Raw genomic sequence first — 12,441 nt, forward strand, 5'->3', positions numbered from 1 at the left:
CCGCAGCACCCCGGCGCCAGCGCGCTCACTCCTCGGGCGGCAGCGGCACCAGCAACTGCTGACCGACCCGCAGGCTCTGGTAGCGCGGCGCCACCTTCTGCACCGTGCCCGCGCGCGCCGCCTCGATCAGCTCCTCGGTCGAGTAGACCTGCTCGAAACGCCCTGCCACTTGCCACTTGCCCTGTTCTGCGCGAGCGAAGAACAACAGCGCGCTGCCATAGTGCTGGGTCGGCAACAGCAGCACCTCGTTGCGGCCGTCGCCATCCATGTCCACGGCCCACAGCAGGCAGCCGGCGAAGTCGCATTCATCCTTCAGGCTCTGCTCGTCCACCACCCGCTGTGTCTCATCCTCGGCCGGGCCGATCCAGGCCAGGGTCTGCGCCGGCATGGCCGGTGACGCATCCGCCAGCTGTCCCGCACGCCCCTGCTCGACCACCTGCTGCATACGCGCCAGCAACTGGCTGCGCTGTTTGCCATCGAACAGCTCGCCAGCCTCCAGCCGCGCCTGCAGGGCATCGAAATGCTGGCGCCCCGGCCGCCCCAGTTCATAGCGCAGATGATCGAGATCGAATGCCTCGGTACTGACCTGCCCAGCCAGCAGGCGCTGCACCTGGCTGCGCGCGCTGAGCTCCAGCGGATTCAGCCAGGGGCTGTGCAGCACCACCAGCAGGGCACACAGCAACAGGGCAATGGGTGGATTGCTGCGGCGCAGGCTGCCCAGCCACACCGCCTGCCGGGGGCGCAGGGCCCAGAGCAGCGCCAGGGCATGCACGCCGCTCACCAGCACCAGCAGGGCGGCATAGACCCGCTGCGGGGTCAGGCCGTACTGGCCGATGCGCAGATACAGCGAATAACCGGCGATGGCAGCCAGCGGCACCAGGCAGAGGATCGCCAGCTCCACCAGCCGGCGCAGCGGACGCGGGTAGGCCTGCGCCTCGCCACCGTCCTGGAACACGCCATTGATGAACAGCAGGTTGAGCAAGACCAGGCACAGCAGGATCGCCGTCGAATGGCCGGTGCTCCAGATCGCCTGCAACCCGGTGAGCGGCAACGCCAGGCTGAACAGCACGGCGATCAACGCACTGAGCGGCAGGAGGAAACGGCACAGCGCCAGCAGCACGCCGCGCAGCAGGCCGATCACCCGCTCATTGGCGTGGCCCATGCGCACGCCCACGGCGAATACCAGCAACGGGCTGATCGCCATGAAGCCGCGGGAGGAGAACAGGTCGCTGAACAGCTCGATGCCGAGCATGACGAACAGCCCGCCCCAGAGCCCCAGCAACAGGCAGAAGATGCCCACCAGCAACAACGCCAGAAGCAGGATGAAGACGTTGTTCCAGGCATGGCGGAACAGATCCTCGTAGCGCAGGCGCCCCTGGGCACGGGTCGGCCAGCTGAGGATAAAGGCGATGCCGATATAGCCCAGCACCTGGGCGCACAGACTCCAGCTGACCAGCAGCTGGGCGTCGTCGCTGCCCGAGTCGTCGAACGGCCGGGCCTGCCAGAACAGCCAGCCGCTGATCAGCGCCATCAGCCCGGCGAGAGCGGCCAGCAGGGTCAGCGCGCCACGCTCGCGACTGTGCCCGCCGAGCAGCTGCAGGCCCAGGCCGCCGACCAGGCTCAGGGTGATCAGCGCGCAGGCCAGGCTGGCCAGCCAGCGCGACGCATCGCCCAAGCTCAGGCCCCACCAGAGCAGCAGGCCCTGGGCCAGGCCGATGGCCAGATAGAAAAACAGGGATCGGGAGGGTGAAACGCTCATGCCGGTCATCCTTGCAGGCGGGATTGTGCAGAGGCGCAGTCTAATCCAGCTGCCGCCGCAGCACTGCGCACTGCCCCGGCAAAGCGGCTGGCGACGACCATTCGGCCTGCGGCCTTTCGTGTTTTCCGCGCCAGGGATTAGAATCGCCACTCCCCTGCCACACCCTCAGGCGGGCCAGTGAGCCCCGGCCGGGCGCGCGGTGATCCCGCGGCGCCATCACGCCATCGCCCACGCAGCGACCATTTATCGCTTGCCGCCGGCACCCACCGCGCTCACCCTAAGACCATCACCTGATTAGCCTGCAGGAACGCCGCAATGCCCGATTACCGCTCGAAGACCTCCACCCACGGCCGCAACATGGCCGGCGCCCGCGCCCTGTGGCGCGCCACCGGGATGAAGGACGAAGACTTCAAGAAACCGATCATCGCCATCGCCAACTCCTTCACCCAGTTCGTGCCCGGCCACGTGCACCTGAAGGATCTCGGCCAGCTGGTCGCCCGCGAGATCGAAAAACACGGCGGCGTGGCCAAGGAATTCAACACCATCGCGGTCGACGACGGCATCGCCATGGGCCACGACGGCATGCTCTATTCGCTGCCGAGCCGCGAGATCATCGCCGACTCCGTGGAGTACATGGTCAACGCCCACTGCGCCGACGCCATCGTGTGCATCTCCAACTGCGACAAGATCACCCCCGGCATGCTGATGGCCGCCCTGCGCCTGAACATTCCGGTGGTGTTCGTCTCCGGCGGGCCGATGGAAGCCGGCAAGACCAAGCTGGCCAGCCACGGCCTCGACCTGGTCGACGCCATGGTGGTCGCCGCCGACGACTCCTGCTCCGACGAGAAGGTCGCCGAGTACGAGCGCAGCGCCTGCCCGACCTGCGGCAGCTGCTCCGGCATGTTCACCGCCAACTCGATGAACTGCCTGACCGAAGCCCTGGGCCTGTCCCTGCCGGGTAACGGTTCGACCCTGGCCACCCACAGCGACCGCGAGCAGCTGTTCCTGCGCGCCGGCCGCCTGGCCGTCGAGCTGTGCCAGCGCTACTACGGCGAAGGCGACGAGTCGGTGCTGCCGCGCAATGTCGCCAGCTTCAAGGCGTTCGAGAACGCCATGGCCCTGGACATCGCCATGGGCGGCTCGACCAACACCATCCTGCACCTGCTGGCCGCCGCCCAGGAGGCGGAAATCGATTTCGACCTGCGCGACATCGATCGCCTGTCGCGCAAAGTGCCGCAGCTGTGCAAGGTGGCGCCGAACATCCAGAAGTACCACATGGAAGACGTGCACCGCGCCGGCGGTGTCTTCTCCATCCTCGGCGAACTGGCCCGTGGCGGCCTGCTGCACACCGACGTGCCGACCGTGCACAGCCCGAGCATGGCCGACGCCATCGCTCAGTGGGACATCACCCAGACCCAGGACGAGAAGGTGCACACCTTCTTCAAGGCAGGCCCTGCCGGCATCCCGACCCAGACCGCGTTCAGCCAGAGCACCCGCTGGGACAGCCTGGACGATGACCGCGAGAACGGCTGCATCCGCTCCGTCGCCCACGCCTACTCGCAGGAAGGCGGCCTGGCCGTGCTGTACGGCAACATCGCCCTCGACGGCTGCGTGGTGAAGACCGCCGGCGTGGACGAGTCGATCCACGTGTTCGAAGGCACGGCGAAGATCTTCGAGAGCCAGGACAGCGCCGTTAAGGGCATCCTCGCCGACGAAGTGAAGGCTGGCGACATCGTGATCATCCGCTACGAAGGCCCGAAAGGCGGCCCGGGCATGCAGGAAATGCTCTACCCGACCTCGTACCTGAAGTCCAAGGGCCTGGGCAAGGCCTGCGCCCTGCTCACCGACGGCCGCTTCTCCGGCGGCACCTCGGGTCTGTCGATCGGCCACGCCTCGCCGGAAGCGGCAGCCGGCGGCGCCATCGGCCTGGTACGCGAAGGCGACAAGATCCTGATCAATATCCACGAGCGCACCATCAACCTGCTGGTCAGCGACGAGGAAATCTCCCATCGCCGCCACGAGCAGGACAAGAAGGGCTGGAAACCGGTAGCACCGCGCGCGCGCAAGGTGACCACCGCACTCAAGGCCTACGCCCTGCTGGCCACCAGCGCCGACAAGGGCGCTGTGCGCAACAAGGCGCTGCTTGACGGCTGAAGCTGCGCCGCCCCACGCCCCCTCTCCCTCCGAGAGAGGGCCGGGGTGAGGGACTAACCAGCCTGCACTCACATAAGCCCGGCCCAGCGCCGGGCTTATGCTTTGTAGGGCGGGTGCAACCCGCGAACAGCAACGTAGGTTGCCCCCTACGCGGAGTCAGCATGAAGATCGGCCTGATCAGCGATACCCACGGCCTGCTGCGCCCCGAGGCGCTGGCGGCGCTGAGCGGCTGCGCGCATATCCTGCATGCCGGCGATATCGGCAAACCCGAAATATTGGACGCACTGCGCCAGCTCGCTCCGCTAAGCGTGGTGCGCGGCAACAACGATGAAGGGCTGGACTGGGCCGCCGGACTGCCCGAGCGGGTCGAGCTGGAGCTGGGCGGCATCGGCATCCACCTGGTACACCAGGCGGATCAGGTGCCGGCACAGCTGGCCGACTCCATCCGCGTGGTGGTCACCGGTCACTCGCACAAGCCGCTGCTCGAGGAACGCGACGGGCGCCTGTGGATCAATCCCGGCAGCGCCGGGCCGCGGCGCTTCAAGCTGCCGATCGGTGTCGGCCTGCTGCATATCGAAGCTGGCGCAGTGCGCGCCGAATTGCTCGAGCTTCAGCTGACCCCGACATAGCGGTCGGAGCGGTGATTGAGCGCCAGCACCAGGTTGAGCATCACCGCGCCCAGCACCGACAGGGCCACCTTGTCCGGCGTCACCACCAGCACCGCACCGAGCACGATAAGCGCATCGAGGCCCATCTGCACCGCGCCGGCGCGCAGGCCGAAGCGCTCCTGAAGAAACAGCGCGAGGATATTCACCCCACCCAGGCTGGCCCGGTGGCGGAACAGCATCAGCAGCCCCAGGCCCATGGCCGCGCCACCGAACAGCGCGGCGTACAGTGCATTGAGGTGGGCGAAGGCGACCCAGCGCGGGGTCAGCTCGGCCAGCAGCGACACCAGCAGCACCGCGCAGCCGGTACGCAGGGTGAAGCCCCAGCCCAGGCGCCAGATGCCGAGCAGGTAGAACGGCAGGTTGACCAGGCAGAACACCAGGCCGAACGGCCAGCCGGCCAGGTACTTGGCCAGAAAGGCGATGCCCACGGTACCGCCGGTGAGCAGCCCGGCATGGCCGTAGAAGGCAATGCCGAGGGCCACCAGGGCGGTGCCGAACAGCAGGGCCAGGGCATCCTCCCACAGCGGGTGGCGGACGAAGATGGCGGCGACGGTGTCCGCCGCAGGCGTTTCGATAGGGTCGGTCATGGGCTGATCTTGGCGGGTAAAGGCAAAAGCATAGAGCGCCGCCTGCGGTGGCAGGCGACCTCGGTCAATGCGCGAGCAGAAAAGCCCTAGCGGCGCTGCCAGGTCTCGAAGCAATAGGCCGGGCTGCTCTCGGCGGCGGCGTGCGCTTCGCTGTCGCTGCGCTGCCAGTCGCCCTCGGCGAAGGCCGGGAACCAGGCATCGCCCTCGGGCTGCAGCGCCACGCGGGTCAGGTACAGGCGCTCGGCCTGGGCCAGGCCCTGTTCGTAGAGCTGCGCACCGCCGATCAGCATCAGCTCGTCGACGCCTTGGGCGCGGGCCCACTCATCGGCACGGACGATGGCGGCAGCCAGCGACGGGAACACTTCGGCGCCCGCAAGCTCAAGCCCGGCCTGGCGGCTGACCACCAGGTTGAGGCGGCCCGGCAGTGGCCGGCCGAGGGAATCCCAGGTCTTGCGGCCCATGATGATCGGCTTGCCGAGGGTCTTGGCCTTGAAGTGCTTGAGATCCGCCGGCAGGTGCCAGGGCAGTTGGTTGTCGCGGCCGATCACGCGGTTTTCCGCGAGGGCAGCGATCAGGCAGAGGGGCAGGGTCTTGTTCATGCCGGCGAGGATACCGGCTCGCCGGCCACGATTGAAGCCTGTCGCCCGATCAGGGCAGGCGTTGCCCCGGGCGCTTGCTCACCACCCGGTTGCGCCCCTGCTCCTTGGCCAGGTACAGCGCCACGTCGGCCAGCCGCAGGCCGTCCTCCAGGCTCTGGTGGGCCTGCGGCACCAGCCAGGCCAGGCCGATGCTCAGGGTCACCACGCTGGCTGCCTCGGACTGCCCATGCACCAGGCCGAGGGCCTCGATCGCGGCGCGGATGTCATCCAGGATCGCCTGGATATCGGCCTCGTCCAGGCCGTACCAGAGGCCGACGAACTCCTCGCCACCGTAGCGCGCGGTGCTGTCCAGCGGCCGCCGCGCATACCCCCCGATCACCTGGCCGACGGCGCGCAGGGCCTCGTCGCCGGCGGCATGGCCGTAGAGGTCGTTGTAGCGCTTGAAGAAGTCGACATCCATCATCGCCAGGGCGATCGCCTGCTCCTCGCGCACCGCCTGGCGCCAGCTGCGCTCGGCGCGCTCGCTGAAGGCACGGCGGTTGAGCAGGCCGGTGAGCGAGTCCTTTTCCGCCAGTTCCTGCAGCAGGCCCTGGGCGATGAAGTTCTGTCGGGTGGCGTATTCGAGGAAATAGCTGCCGAAGCAGCCGATCAGGTTGGCGCTGCCGAGAAATACCGCGTTGTACAGCAGCTCATGCCCAGGCAGGCCGCTGAGCAGCTCTACCAGCAGATAGGCGAAGAAGGTCAGCCAGCCGCACAGCGCAGCGGTGACGAAACGCAGGCCGGTAAGAAAGTAGAAGAACACCGTGACCAGGATGATGCCCTCGTAGGGCAACGGGAAGGCATGTATGCGGGCGATCCAGATGATGCCGTCCACCCCCAGGCCGCAGGCCAGCGCGGCGACCCCGCCAATCAGCTGCAGGTGCGGGCGCAGTGCCCGCCGGTAGGTGGCCAGCCAGGCCAGCAACAGCACCGGCACCATCAGGCCGACCCGCACCAGCAGGGTCTGGCTGCGCACCGGTTGCGGCAGGCTGGCGGCGTCCAGGGCGACGAACAGCGCCATCAGCAGCATCGCCACCAGCAGCGCCCAGCGCATGCGGATCAGGAAAGTGGTGACGTGGTAGCGGTTGAACGCCTCCTCCAGCTCACCGTCGAAACGCAGCAGGCGGAAACCGTCGTGGTGCTGACGCAGGTAGGGGGAGTCCTGGTTGACCCAGGCCAGATGGGGCAGCTTCATGGCAGCGCTCTTCTCGTTCTTTCATGGGCAGACTAGTCCGCCAGCATGGTGCCCTACAACCCGGGTTTTTCCCGATGCCGCTTGCAGGAGTTATGCTTGCCCCTCGACTCGCCAATGGAATCGCGCGTGACCGACAGCTCGCCCGCTCCACTTCCGCGCCTGCAGCGTCTCTGGCTGTGCGAGAGCCTGCGCCTGCGCGAGGAGCACGCCGGCCCCCTGGAAGACACCGAAGCCAACCGCCTGGCGCGCCAGGCCAGTACCGAACTGAGCGGACGCATCGAGGCCCGCGCGCTGTTCCTCGCCCGTCGCGACGGCCAGCTGCAGGCCCTGCAGCACTGGCTACAGGGTGCGCGCCTGGCTCTCGGCCTGCTGCTGGTGCCGGCCTGGCCCTGGCCGCCCTGGGCGACGGCCACCAGCCGGTCAATGTGTTCTGGGCCCTGGGCAGCCTGCTCGGCCTGCACCTGCTTCTGCTGCTCGGCTGGGCCCTCGGCCTGCTGCTGGCCGGCGACTCCGGCGCCAGCCTCGGCCGCCTGTGGCTGTGGCTCAGCGAGAAACTGGCGCGTGACGCCCGCGCCGCCCAGCTTGCCCCGGCCCTGCTGCTGTTGCTGCAACGCCGGCGACTCAATCGCTGGCTGCTCGGCCTGCTGGTGCACGGTCTGTGGCTGCTGGCCCTGCTCAGCGCCGGGCTGATGCTGCTGCTCCTGCTCAGCACCCGTCGCTATGGCTTCGTCTGGGAAACCACCCTGCTCGGCAGCGACAGCTTCGTCACCCTGACCCAGGCCCTCGGCAGCCTGCCGGCCCTGCTCGGCTTCCCGCTGCCCGACGTGGCGACCATCCGCGCCAGCGGCAATGCCGCCCTGGCCAGCGAGGCGGCCCGGCATGCCTGGGCCGGCTGGCTGCTCGGCGTGCTGCTGGTGTTCGGCCTGCTGCCGCGCGCCCTGCTCCTGCTGCTGTGCCTGTGGCGCTGGCAGCATGGCAGCACGCGCCTGCAGCTCGACCTCAGGCTGCCGGGTTACCGCCTGCTGGCCGAGCGCCTGCAGCCAACCAGCGAGCGCCTCGGTGTGATCGATGCAGCGCCGCCGAGCCTGGTGCAGGCCAGCGCTGGCAGCCAGGCCCAGGGCACCAGCAGCGGCGCGCTGCTGGTGGCGATCGAACTGGAACCGCAGCGGCCCTGGCCACCAGCCCTGCCCGGCGGCGTCGCCAATGCCGGCGTGCTGGACAGCCGCGAGCAGCGCCAGCACCTGCTGGAACAACTGACCCGTTTCCCGCCGGCCCGCCTGGCCGTGGCCCTCGACCCGCGCCGCTCGCCGGATCGCGGCACCCTGGCGCTGCTCGGCGAGCTGGCCCGCTGCGCCGCCGCCACACGCATCTGGCTGCTGCCGCCACCGCCCGGCGAGGCCCTCGACAGCCAGCGCCTGGGCGACTGGCACAGCGCCCTGGCGCAGCTGCAACTGGCCTGGGCCGACAGCGCGCCGCTGGCCTGGCTGGAGCACGGCCATGATTAAACCGCTGAAACTGGCCGTGGTCGGCCACACCAACGTCGGCAAGACCTCGCTGCTGCGTACCCTGACCCGCGACCGCGACTTCGGCGAGGTTTCGCACCGCCCCAGCACCACCCGCCATGTCGAGGGCGCACGCCTGTCGGTGGCCGGCAGCGCCCTGCTGGAGCTGTACGACACCCCCGGTCTGGAAGACGCCATCGCCCTGCTCGCCCACCTGGAACAGCTGGAACGTCCCGGCGAACGGCTGGACGGCCCGGCACGGCTGGCCCGCTTCCTCGATGGCAGCGAGGCGCGCCAGCGCTTCGAGCAGGAAGCCAAGGTTCTGCGCCAGCTGCTGGCCAGCGACGCCGGCCTGTATGTGATCGATGCCCGCGAGCCGGTGCTGGCCAAGTACAAGGACGAACTGGCGGTGCTGGCCGACTGCGGCAAGCCGCTGCTGCCGATCCTCAACTTCAGTGCCAGCCCCAGCCAGCGCGAGGCCGAGTGGCGCGACGCCCTGGCCCGCCTGGGCCTGCATGCGCTGGTGTGCTTCGACACGGTGGCGCCGCCGCAGGACGGCGAGCGGCGCCTGTACGAAAGCCTGGCCCTGCTACTGGAGCGCGCCCGCCCGCAGCTGCAGCAGTTGATCGCCGATCACGAGGAACAGGCCGCGGCGCGGCATCAGGCCGGCGCCCGGCTGATCGCCGAGCTGCTGCTCGACTGCGCTGCCTGCCGCCGTAGCGTCGCCACCCAGGCGGCGCAGGAACAGGCCGAGATCGCCGCCCTGCACCAGGCCGTACGCCAGCGCGAACAGCAATGCGTGGAGGCGCTGCTGCGCCTGTATGCCTTCCACCCGGACGACGCCAGCGCCGGCGAGCTGCCATTGCTGGACGGGCGCTGGGGCGACGACCTGTTCAACCCGGAAACCCTGCGCCAGCTGGGCATCCGCGTCGGCAGCGGCATGGCCGCCGGGGCGGCAGCCGGCGCCGGCGTCGACCTGCTGGTCGGCGGCCTCAGCCTGGGCGCCGCAACGGTGCTCGGCGCGCTGGCCGGCGGCGGCCTGCAGACCGTGCGCAGCTATGGCGGGCGCCTGCTCGGCAAGCTCCAGGGGCGGCGCGAACTGAGCGTGGACGACCCGGTGCTGCGCCTGCTCGCCCTGCGCCAGCGCCAGCTGCTGGCCGCCCTCGGCGCCCGCGGCCATGCGGCGACCTCGGCAATCCGCCTGGATAACCCGCAGGACAAGAGCTGGCGCGAGGACAAGTTGCCCGAGCCCCTGCGCAAGGCCCGCGCCCACCCCGAATGGTCATCGCTGAATCCCGGCGCACGCCTGGAGCAGGCCGAGCGCCAGACCCAGGTCGAGCGCCTGAGCGGCGAACTGGCCGCCGCGCCCGCGCGCGACAGCGAGCAACGCTGAACAGAAAAACGCCCGGGGTGGAATGACCCGCCCCGGGCGCTTCAGTCGTGACCTAGGCTGCGCCAGCCTTAGACGGCTACCGGCGCAGCGATATGCGGATGAGCCTGGTAGTTCTGCAGCTCGAAGTCCTCGAACTTGAAGGCGAACAGATCCTTCACCTCGGGGTTGAGCTGCATGGTCGGCAGCGGCAGCGGCTGGCGGGTCAGCTGCAGGTCGGTCTGCTCGATGTGGTTGGCGTACAGGTGGCAGTCGCCGCCAGTCCAGACGAAGTCGCCAGGCTGCAGGCCGCAGACCTGGGCGATCATCAGGGTGAGCAGGGCGTAGCTGGCGATGTTGAACGGCACGCCGAGGAAGATGTCGGCCGAGCGCTGGTACAGCTGGCAGCTCAGGCGCCCCTCGGCGACATAGAACTGGAACATGGTGTGGCACGGCGGCAGGGCCATCTCATCCACCAGCGCCGGGTTCCAGGCGGAGACGATCAGGCGCCGCGAGTCCGGGTTGCTCTTGATCATCTCGAGCAGCTTGCTGATCTGGTCGATCGACTCGCCGTTGGGTGCCGGCCAGCTGCGCCACTGGTAGCCGTACACCGGGCCGAGGTCGCCGTTCTCGTCGGCCCACTCGTCCCAGATGCGCACGCCGTTGTCCTTCAGGTACTTGATGTTGGTGTCGCCCTGGAGAAACCACAGTAGCTCGTGAATGATCGACTTCAGGTGGCACTTCTTGGTGGTCACCAGCGGGAAGCCGTCGGCCAGGTTGAAGCGCATCTGGTGGCCGAACACCGAGTAGGTGCCGGTGCCGGTGCGGTCGCTCTTGAAGGTGCCGGTCTCGCGCACCAGGCGCATCAGGTCGAGGTACTGTTGCATCACGCGGCTCCCTGGACGGATTGGCGACGGTAGGCCCAGACCATCAGGCCCAGGCCGCCGAGGATCATCGGCAGGCACAGCAGCTGGCCCATGGTCAGCCAGCCGAAGGCCAGATAACCGAGCTGGGCATCCGGCACCCGGACGAACTCGACGATAAAGCGGAAGATGCCGTAGCACAGGGCAAACAGGCCGGACACCGCCATGGTCGGGCGCGGCTTGCGCGAGAAGGCCCAGAGGATCAGGAACAGGGCCACGCCCTCGAGGGCGAACTGGTACAGCTGCGACGGGTGGCGCGGCAGCGGCCCGCCGTTGGGGAAGACCATGGCCCAGGGTACATCGGTGACCTTGCCCCACAGCTCGGCGTTGATGAAGTTGCCGATGCGCCCGGCACCCAGGCCGATCGGCACCAGCGGGGCGATGAAGTCCATCAGCTCGAAGAAGCCCTTGTTGTTGCGCTTGCCGAACCACAGGGTGGCGAGGATCACCCCGATCAGCCCGCCGTGGAACGACATGCCGCCCTTCCACACCTGCAGCACGCGCAGCGGCTCGGCGATGTAGCTATGCAGGTCGTAAAACAGCACGTAGCCCAGGCGCCCGCCGAGGATCACCCCCATGGCCACCCAGAACACCAGGTCGGAGAGCTTGTCCTTGCTCCAGCTCGGGTCGAACTCGGCCAGTCGGCGACTGGCGAGGAACCAGGCACCACCGATGCCGACCAGGTACATCAGGCCGTACCAGTGGATCTGCAGGAAGCCCAGGTCGAGGGCCACCGGATTGATCTGGGGATAAGCCAGCATCACAACTCCTTAAATCAGGAAGCTGACGCCCACGCAGAGCAGCAGCAGGGCGAACAGACGTTTCAGTACATGGGCCGGCAGGCGGTGCGCCAGGCGCGCGCCAAAACGGGCGAAAATCATGCTGGTCAGCGCAATGCCGAGCATCGCCGGCAGGTACACGAAGCCCAGGCTCCACGGCGGCAGATGCGCTTCGTTCCAGCCCAGCAGCATGAAGCTGAGGGCACTGGCCACCGCGATCGGCAGGCCACAGGCCGAGGAAGTCGCCACCGCCTGCTGCATGGGCACGCTGCGCCAGGTCAGGAACGGCACGGTCAGCGAGCCGCCACCGATACCGAAGATCGCCGAGGCCCAGCCGATCACCACGCCCGCGCCGGTCAGCCCGGGCTTGCCTGGGACAGCGCGACTGGCCTTGGGTTTCAGGCCCAGGCCCATCTGGATGGCGATGACGATGGCGAACACGCCGATGATCTTCTGCAGCATCGGCCCCTGGATGGCCGCCGCGGTCAGCGCACCGAGCCCGGCGCCGAGCAGGATGCCCAGCGCCATCCAGATGAACACCGGCCACAGCACGGCGCCCTTGCGCTGGTGCTCGAGCACCGAGTTGATCGAGGTGAAGATGATGGTGGCCAGCGAGGTGCCTACCGCCAGGTGGGTCAGCACGGCCGGGTCGAAGCCCTGGGCGGTGAAGCTGAATACCAGCACCGGCACTATGATGATTCCGCCACCGACGCCGAACAGACCGGCCAGCACGCCAGCCGCCGCCCCCAGCAGCAGATAGAGCAGAAATTCCATCGACACCCCCACAAACGAAGCCGGCATGGTAACGGATGGCGTGGCCGGCCTCCACTTGCGGCGACGGATGCAGTAGGCTCGCCCCACCCTGCC

10 protein-coding genes and 1 pseudogene are annotated in these 12,441 nt (G+C 68.6%); 4 read left to right on the top strand and 7 right to left on the bottom strand.

All coding sequences use genetic code 11. From position 1 onward, the window contains the following. Positions 1-25: 25 nt before the first annotated feature. A complete protein-coding gene (locus A9179_RS20785; protein ID WP_187808094.1) occupies positions 26-1,759 on the bottom strand; it encodes a DUF4153 domain-containing protein in 1,734 nt (577 codons plus the stop codon). Positions 1,760-2,074: 315 nt separating this feature from the next. Between A9179_RS20785 and ilvD the strand changes: the two genes are divergently transcribed. Together ilvD and A9179_RS20795 are read left to right on the top strand one after the other, a co-directional pair. Then, positions 2,075-3,913, top strand: coding sequence for a dihydroxy-acid dehydratase (gene ilvD / locus A9179_RS20790; protein ID WP_187808095.1), 1,839 nt, complete (start codon positions 2,075-2,077; stop codon positions 3,911-3,913). Positions 3,914-4,074: 161 nt separating this feature from the next. Then, positions 4,075-4,542 (top strand): metallophosphoesterase family protein, encoded by a 468-nt coding sequence (locus A9179_RS20795; protein ID WP_187808096.1) that lies wholly within the window; start codon positions 4,075-4,077, stop codon positions 4,540-4,542. Here the strand turns inward: A9179_RS20795 and A9179_RS20800 are convergent. From A9179_RS20800 to A9179_RS20810, 3 genes are all read right to left on the bottom strand, one after another. Then, positions 4,524-5,168 carry a YitT family protein gene (locus tag A9179_RS20800; protein WP_187808097.1) on the bottom strand — a complete coding sequence of 215 codons (645 nt, stop codon included), beginning with the start codon at positions 5,166-5,168 and terminating at the stop codon, positions 4,524-4,526. The two genes, A9179_RS20795 and A9179_RS20800, sit on opposite strands and share 19 nt — an antisense overlap. Before the next feature lie 86 nt (positions 5,169-5,254). Beyond that, positions 5,255-5,767 carry a dihydrofolate reductase gene (locus A9179_RS20805; protein WP_187808098.1) on the bottom strand — a complete coding sequence of 171 codons (513 nt, stop codon included), beginning with the start codon at positions 5,765-5,767 and terminating at the stop codon, positions 5,255-5,257. A 49-nt stretch (positions 5,768-5,816) separates the two neighbouring features. Then, positions 5,817-7,001 (bottom strand): GGDEF domain-containing protein, encoded by a 1,185-nt coding sequence (locus A9179_RS20810; RefSeq protein ID WP_187808099.1) that lies wholly within the window; start codon positions 6,999-7,001, stop codon positions 5,817-5,819. Between the two features lie 114 nt (positions 7,002-7,115). Between A9179_RS20810 and A9179_RS20815 the strand changes: the two are divergent. Both A9179_RS20815 and A9179_RS20820 read left to right on the top strand, forming a co-directional pair. Next, positions 7,116-8,506, top strand: a pseudogene (locus tag A9179_RS20815) (DUF2868 domain-containing protein). Further along, positions 8,499-9,896 (top strand): GTPase/DUF3482 domain-containing protein, encoded by a 1,398-nt coding sequence (locus tag A9179_RS20820; RefSeq protein WP_187808100.1) that lies wholly within the window; start codon positions 8,499-8,501, stop codon positions 9,894-9,896. The pseudogene A9179_RS20815 and the gene A9179_RS20820 overlap by 8 nt, the downstream one beginning before the upstream one ends. A 68-nt stretch (positions 9,897-9,964) precedes the next feature. On the opposite strand, the gene A9179_RS20825 is transcribed toward A9179_RS20820, so the two are convergent. The 3 genes from A9179_RS20825 to A9179_RS20835 are packed head-to-tail and all read right to left on the bottom strand — an operon-like array spanning position 9,965 to position 12,348. Next, the gene (locus tag A9179_RS20825; RefSeq protein WP_187808101.1) at positions 9,965-10,759 is read right to left on the bottom strand and encodes a thymidylate synthase; all 795 of its coding nucleotides are present in this window, start codon (positions 10,757-10,759) and stop codon (positions 9,965-9,967) included. Continuing rightward, the gene (gene lgt, locus A9179_RS20830; protein WP_187808102.1) at positions 10,759-11,556 is read right to left on the bottom strand and encodes a prolipoprotein diacylglyceryl transferase; all 798 of its coding nucleotides are present in this window, start codon (positions 11,554-11,556) and stop codon (positions 10,759-10,761) included. Before lgt ends, A9179_RS20825 begins: the two co-directional genes overlap by 1 nt. A 9-nt stretch (positions 11,557-11,565) precedes the next feature. Further along, positions 11,566-12,348 (bottom strand): sulfite exporter TauE/SafE family protein, encoded by a 783-nt coding sequence (locus A9179_RS20835; protein ID WP_187808103.1) that lies wholly within the window; start codon positions 12,346-12,348, stop codon positions 11,566-11,568. Positions 12,349-12,441: the final 93 nt, after the last annotated feature.

It is taken from the genome of Pseudomonas alcaligenes, from assembly GCF_014490745.1.
Taxonomy (GTDB): domain Bacteria; phylum Pseudomonadota; class Gammaproteobacteria; order Pseudomonadales; family Pseudomonadaceae; genus Aquipseudomonas; species Aquipseudomonas alcaligenes_C.